The sequence below is a fragment of the Pseudonocardia aurantiaca genome, assembly GCF_039526725.1.
Taxonomy (GTDB): domain Bacteria; phylum Actinomycetota; class Actinomycetes; order Mycobacteriales; family Pseudonocardiaceae; genus Pseudonocardia; species Pseudonocardia aurantiaca.
Genome location: NZ_BAAAJG010000017.1, coordinates 56,237 through 76,727 on the forward strand (window position 1 = coordinate 56,237; position 20,491 = coordinate 76,727).

Here is a 20,491-nt window from a genome sequence, read left to right on the forward strand (position 1 = left end):
GCACGTTGGACGGGTATGGGGAGCACGGCGAGGGCATGAAGAAGGTCGCTGAACGGCTGGCGGCACCGCCTGCCGGCCACCGGGTCCGGCACAGCGCGCTCGACACCCACGCCCTCGCGGCCCTGCACATCGGGCAGGCCGTCGCCGAGGGCGCGACGCGGCGACTGCCGCAGCTCGCTCCGCGGATCGCGAAGCTCCCGCGGCGCGGCGGGTCCCGATGGATCGGCCCGCTGATCCGCAGCCGCCTGACGGCGGACCTGCGCTTCCCGTTCTGAGCGTCCTCAGCGGCTCCGGGCGCCGGTGGTCAGCTGGGTGCGGATGGTCAGCGCGTCGCGCAGCAGCACGGTCACCGGCGTGTGGTCGACCTCGATGGCGAGCTGTTCGCGCAGGTCGGGGCCGACCGCGGCCTCGACGGTCACGCGCCGCTCCATCATCGGCGGGCGGCCGGGGCGGAATGCGACGTCCACGACGACCTCGCCCGGGTCGACCCCCCAGCGCTGCAGGAACGTGCGCACCGACATCGCGGTGCAGGCGGAGAGGGAGCCCGCGAGCAGCCCGAACGGGGTGGCGCCCGCCGGTTCCGGCTCCGGGTCGAGCGGGATCTCGCAGCTCAGCTCGTAGCCGTTGACCGTGACCCCGGCGCTGCGGCCGTCGCCGTCGGGAAGCTTCGCGCTGGACCAGACGTTGGGTTCACCCACAGGGCAAGGTTAGTGCGGTGAGCGCGCCGCACCCGCCTGAGCGCCGTTCGAACGTCCGTGCGATCCTCGCCGGGGCCACTGCTGCCGCACCCGCTTCTGTCGGTGGCCGCGCCTAGCATGGATCGAGGGCCGTGCGCGACCCTTCCACCGTCCGACCCAGGAGGCTCCCCCGTGGCCGACCGCAGTGCAGGCGGGCGTTCCGCCGACGTCCCACGGCTCGTCGTGCGTGGGGCGCGCGAGCACAACCTCCGCGGCGTCGACCTCGATCTCCCGCGCGACAGCCTGGTCGTCTTCACCGGGCTGTCCGGGTCCGGCAAGTCCAGCCTCGCGTTCGACACGATCTTCGCCGAGGGTCAGCGCCGCTACGTCGAGTCCCTGAGTGCCTACGCCAGGCAGTTCCTCGGGCAGATGGACAAGCCCGACGTCGACTTCATCGAGGGCCTGTCCCCGGCCGTCTCGATCGACCAGAAGTCCACCAACCGCAACCCGCGATCCACCGTCGGCACCATCACCGAGGTCTACGACTACCTCCGGCTGCTCTACGCGCGCGCCGGCGTGCCGCACTGCCCGGTCTGCGGCCATGCCATCGAGAAGCAGACGCCGCAGCAGATCGTCGACCAGGTCCTCGCGATGGAGGAGGGCAGCCGGTTCCAGGTGCTTGCCCCCGTGGTGCGCACCCGCAAGGGCGAGTTCGTCGACCTCTTCGCCAACCTGCAGACGCAGGGGTACTCGCGCGTGCTGGTCGACGGCACCGTCCACCCGCTCACCGATCCGCCCAAGCTCAAGAAGCAGGAGAAGCACGACATCGCGGTCGTCGTCGACCGCCTCGCTGTGCGGGAGTCGGCCAAGCAGCGGCTCACCGACTCGGTGGAGACGGCGTTGCGCCTGGCCGACGGCCTGATTGTGCTCGACTTCGTCGACCTGCCGGAGGACGACCCACACCGCGAGCGCCGCTTCTCCGAGCGCATGGCGTGCCCCGACGGCCACCCGCTCACACTCGACGACCTCGAGCCCCGCACGTTCTCCTTCAACTCGCCCTACGGCGCGTGCCCCGAGTGCCACGGCATCGGCATCAAGAAGGAGGTCGACCCGGAGCTCGTCGTCCCCGACCAGGACGCGAGCCTCGCCGACGGGGCGATTGCGCCGTGGTCGGGCGGGCAGTCGGCCGAGTACTTCGGGCGGCTCCTGGAAGGCCTGGCCGGTGCGGTCGGGTTCCGGATGGACACCCCCTGGCGCAAGCTCTCCGCCGCCGCGCAGAAGGCCGTGCTGCACGGGAGCAACGACCAGGTGCACGTGCGCTACCGCAACCGCTACGGCCGCGAGCGCTCGTACTACGCCAACTACGAGGGCGTCATCCCGTTCCTGGAGCGGCGCCTCGACCAGACCGAGTCCGATTCGCAGCGCGAGCGCTACGAGGGCTACATGCGCGACGTGCCCTGCCCCGCGTGCCGCGGCGCTCGGCTGCGACCCGAGGTGCTGGCCGTCACCCTCACCCACCGCGAGCAGGGCGAGCGCTCGATCGCCGAGGTGTCGGCGATGTCGGTGGCCGAGTGCTCGGAGTTCCTCGAGGGGATGGCGCTCGACGCGCGCCAGACCGTCATCGCGGGGCGGATCGTCAAGGAGGTCCAGGCCCGCCTGGGCTTCCTGCTCGACGTGGGGCTGCACTACCTCTCACTCGACCGGGCCGCGGGCTCGCTCTCCGGCGGGGAGGCCCAGCGCATCCGGCTGGCCACGCAGATCGGCTCCGGGCTCGTCGGCGTGCTGTACGTGCTCGACGAGCCGTCCATCGGGCTCCACCAGCGCGACAACCGCCGCCTGATCCAGACCCTCGTGCGGCTGCGCGACCTGGGCAACTCGCTCATCGTCGTCGAGCACGACGAGGACACCATCCGCGCGGCCGACTGGGCCGTCGACATCGGCCCCGGCGCGGGGGAGCACGGCGGCGAGATCGTCCACAGCGGCACCGTCGCCGACCTGGAGGCGCACGACACGTCGCTCACCGGCGCCTACCTGTCCGGCCGGCGCTCGATCCCGGTTCCGGAGATCCGCCGCCCGCGCGACCGCAAGCGGCAGCTCACGATCGTCGGCGCGCGCGAGCACAACCTGCGCGGCATCGACGTCGACATCCCGCTCGGGCGTCTCGTGGCGGTCACCGGGGTCTCCGGGTCGGGCAAGTCCACGCTGATCAACGACATCCTCGCCACGGTGCTCGCCAACAAGCTCAACGGCGCCCGGCAGGTGCCGGGCCGCCACACCCGCATCACCGGGCTTGACGGCCTCGACAAGCTGGTGCGCGTCGACCAGTCGCCCATCGGCCGCACCCCGCGGTCCAACCCGGCCACCTACACGGGCGTGTGGGACCAGATCCGCAAGCTGTTCGCGGCCACCACCGAGGCGAAGGTGCGCGGCTACCAGCCGGGCCGGTTCTCGTTCAACGTCAAGGGTGGGCGCTGTGAGGCGTGCTCCGGCGACGGCACCATCAAGATCGAGATGAACTTCCTCCCGGACGTCTACGTCCCGTGCGAGGTGTGCAAGGGCGCCCGCTACAACCGCGAGACGCTCGAGGTGCACTACAAGGGCAAGACGGTCGCCGAGGTCCTCGACATGCCCATCGAGGAGGCGGCGGAGTTCTTCGCGCCGATCAACTCGATCTCCCGCTACCTGCGCACCCTGGTCGACGTCGGGCTGGGTTACGTGCGGCTCGGGCAGCCGGCCCCCACGTTGTCCGGCGGTGAGGCGCAGCGCGTCAAGCTCGCGTCGGAGCTGCAGAAGCGCTCCAACGGCCGCACCATCTACATCCTCGACGAGCCCACCACGGGCCTGCACTTCGAGGACATCCGCAAGCTGCTGCTCGTGATCAACGGGCTGGTCGACAAGGGCAACTCGGTGGTCATCATCGAGCACAACCTCGACGTCATCAAGACGTCCGACTGGATCATCGACATGGGCCCGGAGGGCGGCTCCGGCGGCGGCACGGTGGTGGCGGAGGGCACACCGGAGCAGATCGCCGGCCACCCCACGAGCTACACGGGCCAGTTCCTGCGCGGCCTGGTCACCCCGGAGAAGCCGGACGCGCCGAAGGCGGCGGGCAGGCGCCGGCGGGCGACCGCGGCGAGCTGAGCCCGACGGCACACACCCTCCGCAGGCCAGGTGCACGCGCCGAGGGCTGGGGCTCACGCGCTGCGGGCCCGCCGAGCTGGTCGATCTCGCCGCCCTGCAACGGTGGCTGCGGGGCATGCTGCCGGAGCAGGCGGCGCCATCGCTGCGTTGTCGTCGGGCCCGATACAACAGCGGGCGGGCAGGCGGGCGGGCGGATCAGTCGGGGTCTTCCGGCAGCTCGATCGAGCAGGGGCACGGGCACGGGCACGGCTCTGGGAGGGCCGAGATGGGTGACTCGCCGCGGGCGGAGGACCGGGGGCCGCGCCTCAACGCCCGCGGCGAGTCGATTAGGGCGATCAACCGCGCGACGCACACACGGGACGGGAACACACTGCGAGTGGCCATCACGCCACCCGCGGGGTTCTGCTCCCGGTGACGCCGCGGATGCCGACCGCGGTGAGAACCTGCCGGATGATCGCCTGCCTGCCGGCGGCGTCGTCGGCGAGTGATCGCCAGTCGATCGCTGCGGCGATCCTGGAGACCAGTTCGGCGTCGTCCCGGTCGCCCGGGAGTCGGACGAGCCGGTAGTCGCGGGACTCCAGCCACGCGGCCATGTGCTCCGGGGCGTGTGTGGCGGGAGCTCTGTTCGTGCCGGCGGCGAGGAGGTAGTCCGTCATCGCGAGGCCGATAACAGCGGCGGTTTCCACATGGTCCAGAGTGCGGCGCGGGTTTGTCCGTGTCGCCCCGGCCTACGGGCATCTCGAGTACCGGCTGGCGGGGGCGTTGGCCTGGGCGCCAACAGCCTGCCTGATGCCGGGCTGGACCGGCGCCGCAAGAGCGGCCGCCGCCGGACGTTCCCGCTAGCCGGAATGTGCGCTCTCAACTGCGCTGCGATCCTGGCTGGGTGGTCAGCCGCTGCTTGATTGTCGACGACAACCAGCGGTTTCTCGATGTCGCTTGCTGGTGCCTGGAGCGGGAGGGCATCGAGGTACTGGCGACGGCGACGACGATCGCCGAGGCCATGCAGAAGGCGGCCGAGCACAATCCGGACTTCGTCCTGGTGGACATCGCGCTGGGCGCCGAGAGCGGGTTCGAGCTCACCCGCCGGCTGGTCGCCATGTTCCCGGAGCTCCGCTCGCGCATCGTGCTCATCTCGACGCGGGTCAAGGAGGACTTCGACGACCTCGTCCAGACCAGTCCGGCGGCCGGGTTCCTCTCGAAGTCGATGCTGTCGGCGGCCGGGATCCACGAGCTCCTGTCCGGGGGGCAGAAGTGAGTCGCGCGCAGGGTAGGCGGCGCCGCGCCCGGAGCCGTGAGATGTCACGGGTCCGGAGCCGTCCACGGCTGATCCGCCGGTCGAGCGGATCGCGACCCTCGTCGCCCGCGACACGCCTGCGGCGGACGTCGTCACGGCAGTCGGGCCCGAGGTCGCGCGCGTGCTCGGCGCGGTCGGGACTTTGGTCGTCCGGCTCGACGCGGACGGCCTGGTGACGGTCGTCGCCCGGACGCGGGTCCTCGACACGAGCCGCCTGGCCCCCGGGACGCGCGGGAAGCTCGAGCCGCGGATCCCCCTCGCGACCGCGCTGGCCACCGGCGACTCGGCCAGTCTCGACGACCTCAGCCAGGCCGAGGGCGCGTTCGCCGAGGAGATCCGCGCGCTGGGGTCCGGGCGGTGCTCGCCATCCCGATCGTCGTCAGCGGGCGGGACCGGGCTGCTCGGCATCCGCGACCGGGTCGAGGCACTCGGTGGGTCGTTCCAGGTGAGCAGCTCGCCGAAGACCGGCACGCTGGTCCAGGTGGCGTTTCCGCTGCTCGTACCGGCTGACGCCGCAGCCGCGGACGCCGGCGGTCACACCAGCCGGTAGAACCGGAAGAACAGGTCCTCCACCGGCAGCACCTCGATGTCGGCGAACCCCGCGTCGCGCGCGTACGCGCGCAGGGTGTCGGGCCGCATGACGGTGCCCGTCCCCACGGATCCGGGATGGGCCAGGCCGTCGGGCAGGCAGCACGTGATGCTCCAGCCGTACATGAGCTGCTCGACGTCGTCGCCGGGTGCGGCGAACGTGTCGGCCACTCGTTCGTCGACGACCAGCACCACGCCGCCGGGCGCGGTCATGCGCCGCATCGCGGCGAGCACGCCGACCGGGTGCGGCATGTCGTGGACGCACTCGAACGCGGCCACGAGGTCGTAGCGGTCCTCCGTGCCGCCGCCAGGGCCGGCGTCGGCGCCCGCGTCCACATGGTGGAACCGGACACGGTCGGCCACCCCGGCCTCCACGGCGTTCTGCCGTGCCGTCTCGATGGACGGGCCGTCCACGTCGAAGCCGTCCACGGTCACAGCGGGGTGGGCGAGGGCGATGCCGATGGCCGACCAGCCGAACCCGCAGCCGATGTCGGCGATGCGGCCGCCGCGCTCCAGCACGGCACGGATCTCGGGCACCGACGGCAGGTAGTCGCGGGGCAGCGCCCCGAGGAACAGCGGGCGGTTCGCCGCCGCCTGTGACTCGCGGGCATCGACGCCGAACTCCGCCCACGACACACCGCCGCCGGAGCGGTAGGCGTCAGCGAGCGCGTCGAGGTGCCGGCCTTGCCCGGCTGCCATTCGGGCCAGCGGCAGGACGTGGTTCGGGCTCAGGACGTCGGTGAGGACCTCGGCGGCCCCGGCCGGGAGCCGGAACCGGCGCTCGGTGGGGGCGGCATCCGGGTCGTCGACGGTGAGCACGCCTGCCACGGCCTGGTGCTCCAGCCACTCCCTCGCGTACCGCTCGGCCGTGGCCGTGCGCGCCGCGAGCTCTGTGGAGGTGCGCGGCCCGGCCGCCAGGGTGCGGTAGTAGCCGAGACGGTCGCCCAGGTAGGCGGCCTGCACGAGTTGGGTGCCCAGCACCGCGGCGAAGAGCCGCTCGCCGACCTCCTCGGCCGTGGGGGTGTTGGGTGCGGTCATCGCGTCAGTCGTCATGGCGGTGACGCTAGGAACGCCCCCTGTCGGCGGCCTGTCGGCTGCCTGTCGCCGGCCGGACTCCGGCGGACGGTGCTTTTGTCCGGTCCGCCGCACGGGGAGGATTGCCGGATGGCGGCCGTCGGGCAGGGTGACGTGGCCGTCGGCGTGCTGGGGTCGGTGGTGCTCCGGGGCCCCGGCGGCGCGGTCGTCCCGGTGGGCAGCGGCCGGCAGCGGCGGCTGCTCGCCGCGCTCGCCCTGAGCCCGGGCACCCCGGTCGGCTGCGACGCCCTCGCGGAGCTCGTGTGGGGCGACGACCTGCCCGCGGACCCCGACGGCGCGCTCCAGACGAACGTGGGCCGCCTGCGCCGGCTCCTCCCCGGGACCGTGGCCATCGGGACGGGTGCGCGGACCTACCGCCTCGAAATTGCCCCGGAGGACCTCGACGCTTCCCGGTTCACCGCCCACCTGACCAGGGCTGCCGCCGCACCGGAGCCCGCGCGCCGGCTCGCCGACCTGGACGCGGCGCTGGCGCTGTGGCGGGGCCGCCCATTCGCCGACCTCGACCACCCGGCCGTCGAGCCCGAGGTCGCCCGCCTGGCCGGGCTGCGCGCCGACGCCGCCGAGCAGCGCGCCGCCGCGCTGCTGGACGCGGGACGCACGGGCGAGGCGGCGGCCGCCGCGGACGCCCTCGTCGCCGCCGAGCCGCTGCGCGAAGGCGCCGCCGCCGTTCTCGTGCGGGCGCTGGCGGCGGCTGGGCGCCCCGCTGAGGCCCTGCGCGCGTACGGAAGGCTGCGCGCAGCGCTGGCGGCGGAGCTCGGCCTGGACCCCTCGCCGGAGCTGCGCGCTCTCCACGAGCAGGTGCTACGCCAGGAACCGCTCGTGCAGTCGCCTGCGCAGCGTCGGTCCCCGGCACCCGCGCTGCCCATCAGCACGTTCGTCGGCCGGGACCGCGACCTGGCTGCGGCGATGGCCGTGCTCGCCGAGCGCCGGATCGTCACGCTGTGCGGACCGGGCGGCGTCGGTAAGACCCGGCTGGCGCGCCACGTCGCCGTGGCCGTCGCAGATCACTACGTCGACGGCGTCGTCCTCGTCGACCTCGCGGCCGCCCGCCCGGACGCGGTCGGTGCCGCGGTGGCGGCGGCGCTGCGGCTGACCGAGGCCGGTGCCGGCAGCCTCACCGCGCGGATCGTCGAGGTGCTCGCCGTCCGCCGCCAGCTGCTCGTCCTCGACGACTGCGAGCACGTCCTGGACGCGGCGGCCGCCCTCGTCGAGGCGGTGGCGCTCGGGGCGCCCGGTGTCGACGTGCTCGCGACTAGCCGGGAGGCCCTGCGCGTGGACGGCGAGCAGGTGCTGCCGGTCGCCCCGCTGCCGCCCGGCCCGGCCGCGGCGCTGCTGGCCGACCGGCTCGGCGCCGCGGGTCTCTCCGTCGCCGCCGACGGCGCCGACGCCGCGACCGTCGAACGCATCTGCGAACACCTCGACGGGCTGCCGCTGGCGCTGGAGCTGGCGGCGGCCCGGGTGCGGGGCATCGGGCTCGCCGGCCTGCTCGACGCCCTGGACGCCCCGCTCGAGGTGCTCCGCCACGGCCGCCGCACCGCCCCACCGCGGCACCGGTCGCTCCGGGACGTCGTCGCGTGGTCCTACGGGCTGCTCGACGACGAGCAGCGCACGCTGTTCGCCCGGCTCGGCGTGTTCGGCGGAGCGGTCGAGCAGGCCGCGGTCGCCGGCGTGTGCGGTACGGCGAGCGCGCTGCCCGACCTCGTCGAGCGCTCGCTCGTCGTCCGCCACGACTCCCGCTACGGGATGCTCGACACCCTGCGCGCCTACGCAAGGGAACGGCTCGCCGCCGATCCAGCCGCTCCGGCGCTGCGGGCGCGGCACGCCGCGTGGGTGCTCCGCCTGGTGACCGACGTTCACGCCGCGCGGAGCCGGCCCGACGAGCCCGCCGCCATCCGGCGGTTCGACGCCCACCTCGCCGAGGTGCGGCGCGCGCACGCGTGGTTGTGCGGGCAGGGCCCGGTGGAGGACCTCCTGCTGCTCGGCCACGTCTGCGCGGAGCTGGGCTACCAGCGCGCGCGGGTCGACCTCGTGCGGATGGCCGACTCGGCGCTGCTCGCAGCGGGGTGCGACCCGGACGCCGACCCGGCGGACCCGGCCGTCGACGAGCGAGCGGCGCTGCACCCGATGCTTCCGCGGCTGCTCGGGCTCTCGGCGGCGCCCCGGTGGCAGCGCGGCGACGTCGACGGTGCGGAACGGCGCTGCCGCCGGGCCATCGCGTTGGCCGAGCGCCTCGGGGACCCGCCCGCCGCCCGCGACGCGTTCGAGGTGCTGTGCAACGTCGTGATGTTCCGCGGCGACCTCTCCGGCGCCGGGGAGTACGGCAGGCGCGCCGTCGAGCTCGCGCGGGCTGTGGGGGACGACCCGACGGAGGCCATGGCGCACTGCGACCTCACGATCTCCGCCGCGTACGCGGGGGACGACGCCGCTGCGGTCCGGCACGAGACCGCCGCGACCGAACTGGCCGAGCGGATGGGGTCGCCGTACGCCCGCGGCTGGGCCGCGTACGCGGCGGGGGAGCGGCGGGCGGAGGCGGGGTTGCCTGGCGCGGCGGCGTTCCTGGAGCGCGCCGTGGCGCTGGCCGAGGAGGTCGACGGCGCGTTCCTCGCCGGGGTCGCCCGGCACACCCTGCTCACCACGGCGGCGAGGGCGGGCGACCCGGCGACGGCGCCCTCCCGGTTCGAGCCGTTGATCGACACCTGGCACGGCATGGGCTCCTGGACCCAGCTGTGGATCGCCGTACGGGCGCTCGCGGAGGCGCTGTCGCGGCACGGGCGGCACCGGGACGCGGCCGTCCTGGTCGGAGCGCTGCGGGCGAGCCCCCGGGCGACCGCCGAGTACGGTGCTGACTCGACGCGGGTACGGGCGGTCGTGGACGCCGCAGCTGCCGCCCTGGGTCCCGAGCTCGACCGGGCGATGGCAGAGGGCGCCGCGCTGGGTGACACCGGGGCCGTCGCACTGGCCCGCCGCCTCGCCGGAGGTGCGGCGACCGGCGAGCCGGCGCGCCACCCCGTGGCGGCGCGCCGCTGAGCGGACCTGCTACCCTCCGGAATGCGACCACCTTGTCGCGCGTTGAGGCGCGTGTCAGGGCGTACAAGAGGAGCCCCGCTCCCACCCGCCGCCTCAGGCGTCCGGGTCCGGTCCGGCGGTGAGCCATAGGCTCATCTGCCGTGATCGTTCGGGTCTCCGCTCCGTCGCGCCAGACGACGTCGATACGAGGAGACCCCATCAGCACAGAGACGCGCATCAACGACCGCATTCGCGTTCCGGAGGTCCGGCTCGTCGGGCCCAACGGGGAACAGGTCGGAATAGTGCGCATCGAGGACGCCCTGCGGCTCGCGCAGGAGGCCGAGCTCGACCTCGTCGAGGTTGCCGCTCAGGCCCGGCCGCCGGTCTGCAAGCTCATGGACTACGGCAAGTTCAAGTACGAGAGCGCGCAGAAGGCCAGGGAGTCCCGCCGCAACCAGCAGCTCACCACGATCAAGGAGCAGAAGCTCCGGCCGAAGATCGACACCCACGACTACGAGACCAAGAAGCGCAACGTCGTGCGCTTCCTCGAGGGTGGCAACAAGGTCAAGGTCACGATCATGTTCCGCGGTCGCGAGCAGTCCCGGCCCGAGCTGGGCTTCCGGCTGCTGCAGCGCCTCGCCGAGGACGTGGCTGAACTGGGTACTGTCGAGGCCGCGCCCAAGCAGGACGGCCGCAACATGACGATGGTGATCGCGCCGAACAAGAAGCAGCCGCCCCGCAAGGCCGCTGCTCCGGCCGACGCCCAGTAAGAAGGCGCGCCGCCCCCGCGGGGCGCCCGGCACGACCAACCTTGACGCCCCGGCCCCTCGGGGCGTCACCGTGGAGTAGGAACTGTCATGCCTAAGAACAAGACGCACAGCGGGATCGCCAAGCGCGTGAAGGTGACGGCCCGAGGCAAGCTGCTGCGCCAGCAGGCCGGCCTCCGCCACCGCCTCGAGGTCAAGTCGAGCAAGGAGACGCGCGACCTGTCGCACGTCGTGCCGGTCAGCAAGGCCGACGCGAGGCGCGTCCGCAAGCTCCTCGGCCTCTAGGCCTCCCTCCACCCGCCTGACCTGGTGGACGGGCAGCCCCGCCCCGTCCCCGGCCCGACATTAAGGAACACCCATGGCACGCGTGAAGCGCGCGGTCAACGCTCAGAAGAAGCGCCGCACCACCCTGGAGTTGGCCAGCGGCTACCGCGGGCAGCGGTCGCGGCTGTACCGCAAGGCGAAGGAGCAGATGCTCCACTCGCTCAACTACGCCTACCGCGACCGGCGTGCCAAGAAGGGCGACTTCCGGCAGCTCTGGATCACCCGCATCAACGCCGCCGCCCGCGCCAACGGCATGACGTACAACCGCTTCATCCAGGGCCTCAAGGCCGCGGGTGTCGAGGTCGACCGCAAGAACCTGTCGGAGATCGCCATCAGCGACCCGGCCGCCTTCACCGCGCTCGTCGAGCTCGCCCGCGCCAACGTGCCCGCGCAGGGCGCTGCTCAGGACGGCACCGCGGCCTGAGCCGCCTTGCCTTGGCCGAGACAACACCAGTCTCCGCGCCGATCCCCGGTCCGCCCGGCACCGAACGCACCCCGCGCGTGGTCGCAGCCCGCAAGCTGCTGCGGCGCACGGGGCGCGAGCGGGCCGGGCGGTTCCTCGTGGAGGGGGCGCAGGCCGCGCGGGAGGCGGTCCGCCACGCCACGGTGCGCGAGCTGTTCGTCACCGACCCGGCGGCCGCCCGCCACCCGGAGCTGGTCGCCGCCGCGGCGGACGCGGGCGCGCGGATCAGCCTCGTCACCGACACCGCCGCCGCGTCCCTCTCCGAGACCGTCACCCCGCAGGGGCTCGTCGCCGTGTGCGACCTGCTCGACGTCCCGCTCGCCGACGCGCTCGGGGAACGGCCCGAGCTGGTCGCGGTCTGTGCCGGGATCGCCGACCCCGGCAACGCCGGCACTGTGATCCGCGTCGCCGACGCCGCGGGCGCCCGGGCCGTGCTGCTCGCGGGCGACACGGTCGACCCGCACAACGGCAAGGCCGTGCGCGCCTCCACCGGCAGCGTCTTCCACCTGCCGCTGGCCCGCGACCGAGACGAAGGCGCCGTGCTCGACGCCTGCCGCGCCGCCGGCCTCACGCTGCTCGCCGCGGACGCCCACGGCGAGCTGGACCTGCACGACCCCGCCGCCGACCCGGTGCTCGCCGGGCCCGTCGCGTGGATATTCGGTGGCGAGGCGCACGGCGTCCCGGTCACCGTTGCCGAACGGGCCGACCACCGCGTGCGGGTGCCGATCCTCGGCCGGGCCGAGAGCCTGAACCTGGCCACCGCCGCGGCGGTGTGCCTCTACGCGAGCGTCGGCGCGCGCCGCAGGCGGTCCCCGGAACGCCCGCAGGGCGCCCAACCTTAGGATCGAGTCACCATGACTGAGAGCACGGACGTGATGAGCCCGCTGCACCCGGACGCGCTGGAGGCCGCCGTGGCCGCGGCCGTCCGGGCGTTCGAGGATGCGTCCGACCTCGCCGCGCTCGCCGCCGTGCGGCCTGCGCACCTCGGCGACCGCGCCCCGCTCCTGCTTGCGCGCCGCGAGCTGGGCTCGCTGCCAGGCCCCGAGCGCGCCGACGCGGGCAAGCGCGTCAACGCCGCACGCCAGCAGGTGCAGGAGGCTTTCGACGCCCGGCGCGCGGTGCTCGTCGAGGAGCGCGATTCCCGCGTGCTCGTCGAGGAGACCGTCGACGTGACGCTGCCGTGGGACCGCGTGCCACGCGGCGCGCGGCACCCGCTCACGCAGATCTCCGAGCGCATCGCCGACGTGTTCGTCGCGATGGGCTGGGAGGTCGCGGAAGGGCCCGAGGTCGAGTCCTCGTGGCTCAACTTCGACGCGCTCAACTTCGGCAAGGACCACCCGGCCCGCACCATGCAGGACACGTTCTATCTGGGCGACTCCGAGTCCTCGGGCACGGTCCTGCGCACGCACACCTCCCCGGTGCAGGTGCGCGCCCTTCTGGAGCGCGACCTGCCCGTCTACGTGGTGTGCCCCGGCCGGACGTTCCGCACCGACGCCCTCGACGCCACCCACACCCCGGTCTTCCACCAGGTGGAGGGCCTTGCGGTGGACAAGGGCATCACGATGGCGCACCTCAAGGGCACCCTCGACGCGTTCGCGCGGGCGATGTTCGGCGAGTCCTCCCGCACCCGGCTGCGGCCCTCCTACTTCCCCTTCACCGAGCCATCGGCCGAGGTCGACGTCTGGTTCCCGGAGAAGAAGGGCGGCGCCGGCTGGGTCGAGTGGGGTGGCTGCGGCATGGTCAACCCCAACGTCCTGCGGGCCTGTGGTGTGGACCCCGACGATTACTCCGGCTTCGCGTTCGGCATGGGCCTTGAGCGCACCCTCCAGTTCCGCAACGGCATCCCCGACATGCGCGACATGGTCGAGGGCGACGTGCGGTTCAGCCGCGCGTTCGGCGTCTGACCTCGCATCCTCGGCATCTGATCCACCAGGAGCAAAACCGTGCGCGTTCCCCAGTCCTGGCTCGCCGAGCTGCTCGGCAGCGACGGCGCCCTCCCGCCGGTCGACGAGACCGCCGAGGCGTTCGTGCGCGTCGGCCTGGAGATCGAGGACGTCCACCGGCCGCCGCAGCTGACCGGCCCGCTGGTCGTCGGGCGCGTCCTGGAGTTCGAGGTGCTCGAGGGGCTCAAGAAGCCGATCCGGTGGTGCCAGGTCGACGTGGGCGAGGGCCGGCCGCGCGGGATCATCTGCGGCGCGAGCAACTTCGCCGCCGGTGACCTCGTGGTCGTCGCGCTGCCCGGGGCGGTGCTGCCCGGCCCGTTCCCGATCACGGCCCGCAAGACCTACGGGCACATCTCGGACGGGATGATCGCCTCTTCGCGGGAGCTGGGCATCGGCGCCGACCACGCCGGGATCCTCGTGCTGCCACCCGGCACGGGCGAGCCCGGCGACGACGCGGTCCCGCTGCTCGGAGCCGACGACCCGGTCATCGAGCTGAACATCACCCCCGACCGCGGCTACTGCTTCTCCGTCCGCGGCCTCGCTCGCGAGCTGGCCTGCTCGCTGGACGCCGACTTCACCGACCCGGCCGCGCGCGTGGCCGTGCCGCCCGCCGCGGGCGACGCCTGGCCGGTGGATCTCCCCGACCCCGGCTGCGCACGGTTCGTCGCGCGCCGCGTGGACGGCGTCGATCCGTCCGCTCCGTCGCCATGGTGGATGCAGCGACGGCTGCTCGCCGCCGGGATGCGCCCGATCTCGCTGATTGTCGACGTCACCAACTACGTGATGATCGAGCTCGGCCAGCCGCTGCACGCCTACGACGCCGCGCGGGTGTCGGGCCCGATCGTCGTGCGCCGGGCGAAGGCGGGGGAGACCCTCGTGACGCTCGACGACGCCGAGCGGAAGCTCGATCCGGACGACCTGCTGATCACCGACGACTCCGGTCCTATCGGGCTAGCGGGTGTGATGGGCGGGGCGTCCACGGAGATCGCCACGGCCGGAGGCCGACCGGACGGCTCGAGCGTGTACGAGTGGGGCCTCATCGACGTCCTCATCGAGGCCGCGCACTTCGACCCTGCGGTGATCGCCCGCGCCGCGCGCAGGCACAAGCTCCCGAGCGAGGCGTCCCGGCGGTTCGAGCGGGCCGTCGACCCGCTGCTCCCGCCGGTGGCCGCCGAGCGCGCCGCGCAGCTGCTCGTCGAGCACGGCGGCGGCACCATCGCCCCTGGCCGCACCGACGCGGGCGCCGCCCCGCAGCAGGCGCCCGTCCGGATGCCGCTCGACCTGCCCGACCGGGTGGCCGGCATCGCCTATGCACCCGGCGTCACGGTCCGCAGGCTCACGCAGGTCGGCTGCGCCGTCGAGCTGGTCACCGGCGCCGACGGCCGCGGCCAGGTGATCGCCACCCCGCCGTCGTGGCGGCCGGACCTCGCGCAGCCCGCCGACCTGGTCGAGGAGGTGCTGCGGCTCGAGGGCTACGACGCCATCCCGTCCGTGCTGCCCACCGCCCCGGCCGGCCGCGGGCTCACGCCGTCGCAGCTGCGGCGCAGGGCGGTGTCCCGCGCGCTCGCCGAGGCCGGCTACGTCGAGGTGCTGCCGTTCCCGTTCGTCGGACCGCAGGTGTGGGACGCTTTCGGGCTCGCGGCCGACGACGTGCGCCGCCGCACCGTGCACGTGCTCAACCCGCTCGACGCCGACCGCGCAGAGCTCTCCACCACGCTCCTGCCCGGGCTGCTCGACACGCTCGTGCGCAACCGCTCCCGCGGTGCCGCCGACCTGGCGCTCTACCACGTCGGGCAGGTCGTGCTGCCGCACGCGAAGCCGCTGCCCATGCCCGACCCGGCCGTTACCGGCCGCCCCTCGGACGCCAAGCTGGCCCAGATCCAGGCGGCCCTGCCCGCCCAGCCCGTGCACGTCGCGGCGGTGCTGGCGGGCGACCGTGAGGCGCGCGGGTGGTGGGGTACCGGCCGCACGGCCGGCTGGGCGGACGCGATCCAGGCCGCGCGGCTCGCCGGGCAGGCCGCCGGGGTCGAGCTGCGGGTCACCGCCGCCGTCCACCTGCCGTTCCACCCCGGCCGGAGCGCCGCGCTGCGCGTCGGCGACTGGATCGTGGGGCACGCGGGCGAGCTGCACCCGAAGGTCGTGGAGGCGCTGGGCCTGCCCGAGCGCACGAGCGCGATGGAGCTGGACCTCGACGCGATCCCGCTCATCGACTCGCGGCCCGCTCCGCAGGTGTCGCCGTACCCGCCGATCGCCGTGGACGTGGCGCTCGTCGCCGATGCCGCCGTGCCCGCTGCTGAGCTGGCCGACGCGTTGAGCGACGGCGGCGGCGACCTCCTCGAGGACGTGCGGCTGTTCGACGTCTACACCGGCGAGCAGGTGGGCGAGGGCCGCCGCTCGCTGGCGTTCACGCTCCGATTCCGCGCGGCCGACCGCACGCTCACCAGCGAAGAGGCCAACGCGGCCCGCGACTCGGCGGTGGCGGTGGCCGCACAGCGGTACGCGGCGACGCTCCGCTAGGAGGCTCCTGAACGACTCCGCCCGTAGCGCCCGCCTGGGCGTCGCGCAGTAGGGCCGAGTTGTTCAGGGCGCTCCTAGACCCGGCGGTCAGCCCGGGAGGCGGGCGAGAGCCGCGAGCGCGGCCGTGCGCCAGGCCTCGTCCGGCGGCGTGGTGCCCGAGACCAGGATCGTCACGAGGTACCGGGGGCTCGCGAGCTGGAGCGTGGGGCCGGTGTGGGTGTCGATCACCACGGCCGCGTCCCCTACCCCCGGCAGCTCGCGGCGCCCGGCCGAGCCGCCCGCCCACACGTAGTCGGCCGGGGTGCCGGCGCGCACCGTGTAGACGTTGATCATGGCGACGGGGTCGTAACCTGCGGTGGCGACGCAGCTGGAGCTGCGGGTGCCGTCACTGCGGCGCACAGTGCCCTGCTCCGGCGGGCGCACCGGACCGCCGACCAGTGCACTGAGCTCCGAGGCGTCGAGCAGGCACTCGTCCGGGAAGGGGTCGGCGTCGAGCCCGGTGCGCGCGCCGAGGGGCGCGGTGGACGGCGGCGGGCGCGGTGGGATGGTCGGCTCCGGAGCGACCGAGGTCTCGGTCGGGACGGTGGGTGGCGCGGCCGCCGCGCTGCCCGTGACCACCGACGTACAGCCCGCCGCCGCGAGGGGGAGTGTGGCGACGGCGAACCCCGCGAGGGTCCGTCCGAGCCACGCACGCCGCACGCGGCGACCGTATCCGGGCGGTGGGACTCCGCGGGCGCGTTCGGGGAAAGCCACTCACGCCCGCCTTCGCCGGTGCCGACGCGCTGCTGTTCGTCTGATCGCTCTTCACAGCCGACGCGGCGCCCGCGGTGCTCGGCGCGGCGGAGCCCGCCTCCCGAGGTCCCGTGACGTCGAGGTCCCCAGGCTCTGCACACACATACGCGTCCAGCACCGGTCGGCCGAGCCGTGAGATGCACACGAGGGCTGATCGGCCAAGATCCACCAGCTCTGGTGCGAACCTCACGCGCCGCCCGGAGGCGTGGTCAGCTGACGGCAGGGACCTTCCGCTGGGCCACCTCGGCCCGCACGAGCGGGGCGACCTCGGTGCCCAGCAGCTCGATCGCGCGCAGCACGTCACGGTGGGGCACGGCGCCGAGGGCGAACTGGAGCAGGACGCGGTGGTGCCCGAACAGCTCGTGCTGGGCGAGCAGCTTCTCCGCCACCTGCTCCGGCGAGCCCACGACGTAGGCGCCGCCGGGTGCGACCTGGGCCTCGAACGCTGCCCGGTTCGTCGGGCCCCAGCCCCGCTCGCGCCCGATCCGGTTCATGACCTCGGAGTGCGCGGGGTAGTAGACGTCTCCCGCTCGCTGCGAGGTGTCGGCGACGAAGCCGTGCAGGTTGAGGCTGAACGGCTGGGGCTCCTGCCCGGCGCGGGCGAGCGCCTCCCGGTACAGGTGCGCCAGCGGGACGAACTGCGCGGGCGCCCCTCCGATGATCGCCAGCGCCAGCGGCAGCCCGAGCGAGCCCGCCCGCACCACCGATCGCGGGTTGCCCCCGACCGCCACCCAGACCGGCAGCGGCTGCTGCACCGGGCGCGGGTGCACCGCCTGGTCGAGCAGGGGCGCCCGGTGGCGGCCGGACCACGTCACCCGCACGTCGTCGCGCAGGGCCAGCAGGAGGTCGAGCTTCTCGGCGAACAGCCCGTCGTAGTCGGCGAGGTCGTAGCCGAAGAGCGGGAACGACTCCGTGAAGGACCCGCGGCCGGCCATGATCTCGGCCCGGCCACCCGACAGGAGGTCGAGCGTGGCGAACTGCTGGAACACCCGGACCGGGTCGTCCGAGCTGAGCACCGTCACGGCGCTCGTGAGCCGGATCCGTGACGACCGCTCGGCGCCGGCCGCGAGGATCATCCCGGGAGCCGAGGCCGAGTAGTCGGGACGGTGGTGCTCGCCGACGCCGAAGACGTCTAGCCCGACTTCGTCGGCCAGCGCGATCTCCTCGACGACCTCGCGCACCCGCTGCGCTGGCCCGACCCCAGGCGGGTCGAGGCTGACGTCCGCGAATGTGTAGACACCGATCTCCACGTGCCCCCCAACGGCCGCTGCCGCTGCACTCATTCCCGTTCCCCCGGAGTCAGTCCCCGAGGTGCTTGAGCGCCTCCCGCCGGGTGAGGGGCGAGAGCCGTGGATGCGCGGCGACGAAGTCGCGCACCCACTCCGGATCGGTGCGCGCGTGCTGGCGCAGGGCCCAGCCGATGCCCTTGCGGAGGAAGAAGTCGGAGTCGAGCGCGTTGGCCTCGATGGCGTCGCCGAGCAGCGCGAGGTCGGTGGCCGGGCCGGAGCCGAGCTGGCAGATCACCGACGTGCGGCGGAGCCACCGGTCCGGATCGGTCATCCAGCCTTTCACCACCGGACTGAGGTCAGCCGGGTGGGCGCGAAGCAGGGGCCCGATCCGCCTGCTGGCGATCTCGTCGGTGGTGTCCCACCAGGCGCCGCTGACGATCCAGTGCTGGAACGCCGGCACCCACGACAGGTCGACGAGCCGGGCGTGGCGAGGGAGGTCGACCAGCGACAGCGCCAGATACCGCTCCTCGCGGAACCGCGCGCCGTCCCACAGCTCAGCGGCGACGGCGCCGAGGGTGGTCGCGTCGGACACCGGATGCGCGGCGACGGCCAGCCGCAGCAACTGCCGGCGCGCCGGCTTCGCGACACCACGGAACGGCATGGCCGACTTCATGTACTTCTGCATCGACTCCCCGGCAACCGGGTCGGCCAGCCCAGCCAGCCCGCCGCGGAGCACGTCGACGATGGGGTGCACGAGAGAGACGCTACGACCCCGGACCGACAACGAGCACGTCCTGGCACCGCCGGCAGCAACTCGCGCGCACTCAGGCAGCGACTCGCGCGCACTCAGGCAGCGACTCGCGCGCACTCAGGCAGCGACTCGCGCGCACTCAGGCAGCGACTCGCGCGCACTCACGCAGCGACTCGCGGGGAGGGAGGCGAAGCCCTCCCGCGCGAGTCGCTGTATTAGGGCGTGCGAGTTGTGGGCGGGCCGCTTGCCCTGGTGAACGTGTCCGCCCACCTCCGGACGTGCACCAGCAGCTCCGGCGGGCTCACGACCTCGAAGTCGGCTCCCAGCGAGCCGAGCAGCATCGCTGGCCAGTCCAGCGAGTCGGCGCGCATCCGGAGCACGCACGCGCCGTCGCCTGCGTCCTCGGCGGTTCCCCAGCGCCCCACGTGCCGCTGCACGGCGTCGACGGGCGCGTCCACGCGCACCTCGACCGAAGGCCACGTCGGGTTCTGGTCCACCCCGGCCCGCACGAACGCCGCGGCATCCTCGGCCGGCAGCTCCCGCGGACGGAACCGGGCCCCGGTGCTGCGCGGGCGGTCGATCCTGTCGATGCGGTACCTGCGCCAGTCGTGCCGGATGAGGTCGTAGGCCACGAGGTACCACCGCCTGCCCAGCGAGACGAGCCGCAGCGGCTCCACGTGCCGCTCCGTGCGGTCGCCGCTCGCCGCCGCGTAGCCGAACTCGAGCCGCTCGGTGTCCCGGCACGCCTGCGCGAGCACGGTCAGCACGTCCGGGTCGACGCCCGTGCCGGAGCTGCCCCAGCCCGCGGGCACCGTCATGGCCCGCAGCGCGTCCACCCGGCGGCGCAGCCGCGGCGGCATCACCTGCACGACCTTGGCCAGCGCCCGCACGGACGCCTCGGCGATGCCCGCCACTCCGCCCTGCGCCGCCGCCTGCAGCCCGACGGCGAGCGCGACGGCCTCCTCGTCGTCGAGTACCAGCGGCGGGAGCGCGGCGCCCGCGGCGAGCTGGTAGCCGCCGTCGACGCCGCGGCTGGCCTCCACGGGGTAGCCCAGCTCGCGCAGCCGGTCGATGTCGCGGCGCAGTGTGCGCACCGACACCTCGAGCCGCCCGGCCAGCTCGGGCCCCGGCCAGTAGCGGTGGGTCTGGAGGAGCGACAGCAGCCGCAGCGTCCGCGAGCTCGTGTTCGCCATGCCCTGATTCTCGTCGAATTGAGGTCAGAAACTGGCACTTGGGGTCCGTAACGTACTCCGCAACAGCGGCCGACAGAGAAGGACGACCCACGATGACCAGCACGATCACCACCCCGGAGGCTCCCGTGACCACTGCAGTGACCGGAGAGCGCGCCGACCTGCTGGAGACCCTGGGCAAGCACCGGTACTTCCTCCGCCACACGGTGCAGGGCCTGACCGACGACGAGGCCCGGCTGCGCACCACGGCGAGCGAGTTGACCCTCGGCGGGCTGATCAAGCACGTCGCCGGCATTGAGAAGGGCTGGGTCGACTTCATTCTCGACGGCCCGCAGTCCGGCGTCGGCGAGGTGGACTGGAGCCAGGATGGCGAGATCTCCCCGGAGGTCCTCGAGGAGTGGTCGGCGAAGTTCAGGCTGCTCCCCGACGAGACCCTGGAGGGTGTGCTCGCCGAGTACGCGGAAGTGGCCCGTCGCACCGACGAACTGGTGGCCGGCATCCCCGACCTCGACGCCTCCCAGCCGCTCCCCGAGGCGCCCTGGTTCGAGGCCGGTGCGCGCTGGTCGGCGCGGCGGGTGTTCCTTCACATCGTCGCCGAGACGGCCCAGCACGCAGGCCACGCCGATATCATCCGGGAGTCGCTCGACGGCCAGAAGAGTATGGGCTAGCAGCGCCCGCGCTAGCCGTCACTCGCTTGCATTGATTTCCGCTGTC

The 20,491-nt window shown here is 73.8% G+C and carries 19 protein-coding genes; 12 read left to right on the forward strand and 7 right to left on the reverse strand.

What is annotated here, in order from left to right:
• The first annotated feature begins 35 nt into the window (after positions 1-35).
• Complete coding sequence (locus ABD143_RS26820) at positions 36-275, forward strand: hypothetical protein (protein ID WP_343984114.1); 240 nt, start codon at positions 36-38, stop codon at positions 273-275.
• Between the two features lie 6 nt (positions 276-281).
• On the opposite strand, the gene ABD143_RS26825 is transcribed toward ABD143_RS26820, so the two are convergent.
• On the reverse strand, positions 282-698 hold the full coding sequence (locus ABD143_RS26825; RefSeq protein WP_343984116.1) for an OsmC family protein: 417 nt from the start codon (positions 696-698) through the stop codon (positions 282-284).
• 171 nt (positions 699-869) lie between these two features.
• On the opposite strand from ABD143_RS26825, the gene uvrA reads away from it, so the two are divergent.
• Positions 870-3,818: an excinuclease ABC subunit UvrA gene (gene uvrA / locus ABD143_RS26830; RefSeq protein ID WP_343984118.1), complete on the forward strand. Its 2,949-nt coding sequence runs from the start codon at positions 870-872 to the stop codon at positions 3,816-3,818.
• Positions 3,819-4,201: 383 nt separating this feature from the next.
• On the opposite strand, the gene ABD143_RS26835 is transcribed toward uvrA, so the two are convergent.
• Entirely contained in the window at positions 4,202-4,474 is a 273-nt protein-coding gene (locus ABD143_RS26835; RefSeq protein WP_343984120.1) for a hypothetical protein, read from the reverse strand.
• A 227-nt stretch (positions 4,475-4,701) separates the two neighbouring features.
• Between ABD143_RS26835 and ABD143_RS26840 the strand changes: the two genes are divergently transcribed.
• Positions 4,702-5,073 carry a response regulator gene (locus tag ABD143_RS26840; RefSeq protein WP_343984122.1) on the forward strand — a complete coding sequence of 124 codons (372 nt, stop codon included), beginning with the start codon at positions 4,702-4,704 and terminating at the stop codon, positions 5,071-5,073.
• 160 nt (positions 5,074-5,233) lie between these two features.
• Positions 5,234-5,662 carry a hypothetical protein gene (locus ABD143_RS26845; protein WP_343984124.1) on the forward strand — a complete coding sequence of 143 codons (429 nt, stop codon included), beginning with the start codon at positions 5,234-5,236 and terminating at the stop codon, positions 5,660-5,662.
• Here the strand turns inward: ABD143_RS26845 and ABD143_RS26850 are convergent.
• Positions 5,647-6,753 (reverse strand): methyltransferase domain-containing protein, encoded by a 1,107-nt coding sequence (locus ABD143_RS26850; protein WP_343984126.1) that lies wholly within the window; start codon positions 6,751-6,753, stop codon positions 5,647-5,649. The two genes, ABD143_RS26845 and ABD143_RS26850, sit on opposite strands and share 16 nt — an antisense overlap.
• A 111-nt stretch (positions 6,754-6,864) precedes the next feature.
• On the opposite strand from ABD143_RS26850, the gene ABD143_RS26855 reads away from it, so the two are divergent.
• The 7 genes from ABD143_RS26855 (at position 6,865) to pheT (ending at position 15,815) form a co-directional block, all read left to right on the forward strand.
• Complete coding sequence (locus tag ABD143_RS26855; RefSeq protein ID WP_343984128.1) at positions 6,865-9,822, forward strand: AfsR/SARP family transcriptional regulator; 2,958 nt, start codon at positions 6,865-6,867, stop codon at positions 9,820-9,822.
• Positions 9,823-9,965: 143 nt separating this feature from the next.
• On the forward strand, positions 9,966-10,571 hold the full coding sequence (gene infC, locus ABD143_RS26860; protein WP_343984169.1) for a translation initiation factor IF-3: 606 nt from the start codon (positions 9,966-9,968) through the stop codon (positions 10,569-10,571).
• A gap of 87 nt (positions 10,572-10,658) precedes the next feature.
• Positions 10,659-10,853, forward strand: a complete 195-nt coding sequence (gene rpmI, locus ABD143_RS26865; protein WP_343984130.1) for a 50S ribosomal protein L35 — start codon at positions 10,659-10,661, stop codon at positions 10,851-10,853.
• 73 nt (positions 10,854-10,926) lie between these two features.
• Positions 10,927-11,316: a 50S ribosomal protein L20 gene (gene rplT / locus ABD143_RS26870; RefSeq protein ID WP_343984132.1), complete on the forward strand. Its 390-nt coding sequence runs from the start codon at positions 10,927-10,929 to the stop codon at positions 11,314-11,316.
• 11 nt (positions 11,317-11,327) lie between these two features.
• Positions 11,328-12,197: a TrmH family RNA methyltransferase gene (locus tag ABD143_RS26875; RefSeq protein WP_343984134.1), complete on the forward strand. Its 870-nt coding sequence runs from the start codon at positions 11,328-11,330 to the stop codon at positions 12,195-12,197.
• Between the two features lie 12 nt (positions 12,198-12,209).
• Positions 12,210-13,259, forward strand: coding sequence for a phenylalanine--tRNA ligase subunit alpha (gene pheS, locus ABD143_RS26880; protein ID WP_343984136.1), 1,050 nt, complete (start codon positions 12,210-12,212; stop codon positions 13,257-13,259).
• Positions 13,260-13,298: 39 nt separating this feature from the next.
• Positions 13,299-15,815: a phenylalanine--tRNA ligase subunit beta gene (gene pheT, locus ABD143_RS26885; RefSeq protein WP_343984138.1), complete on the forward strand. Its 2,517-nt coding sequence runs from the start codon at positions 13,299-13,301 to the stop codon at positions 15,813-15,815.
• An 87-nt stretch (positions 15,816-15,902) separates the two neighbouring features.
• Here pheT and ABD143_RS26890 read toward each other — a convergent pair whose 3' ends face one another.
• The 4 genes from ABD143_RS26890 to ABD143_RS26905 form a co-directional block, all read right to left on the reverse strand.
• The gene (locus ABD143_RS26890) at positions 15,903-16,514 is read right to left on the reverse strand and encodes a hypothetical protein (protein WP_343984140.1); all 612 of its coding nucleotides are present in this window, start codon (positions 16,512-16,514) and stop codon (positions 15,903-15,905) included.
• Positions 16,515-16,816: 302 nt separating this feature from the next.
• Positions 16,817-17,890, reverse strand: a complete 1,074-nt coding sequence (locus ABD143_RS26895) for an LLM class flavin-dependent oxidoreductase (protein ID WP_343984142.1) — start codon at positions 17,888-17,890, stop codon at positions 16,817-16,819.
• A 16-nt stretch (positions 17,891-17,906) separates the two neighbouring features.
• Positions 17,907-18,590 (reverse strand): DNA alkylation repair protein, encoded by a 684-nt coding sequence (locus tag ABD143_RS26900; RefSeq protein ID WP_343984144.1) that lies wholly within the window; start codon positions 18,588-18,590, stop codon positions 17,907-17,909.
• A 212-nt stretch (positions 18,591-18,802) separates the two neighbouring features.
• Positions 18,803-19,780 carry a helix-turn-helix transcriptional regulator gene (locus ABD143_RS26905; RefSeq protein WP_343984146.1) on the reverse strand — a complete coding sequence of 326 codons (978 nt, stop codon included), beginning with the start codon at positions 19,778-19,780 and terminating at the stop codon, positions 18,803-18,805.
• Positions 19,781-19,872: 92 nt separating this feature from the next.
• Here ABD143_RS26905 and ABD143_RS26910 point away from each other — a divergent pair, with 92 nt between their 5' ends.
• Entirely contained in the window at positions 19,873-20,445 is a 573-nt protein-coding gene (locus tag ABD143_RS26910; RefSeq protein ID WP_343984148.1) for a DinB family protein, read from the forward strand.
• Positions 20,446-20,491: the final 46 nt, after the last annotated feature.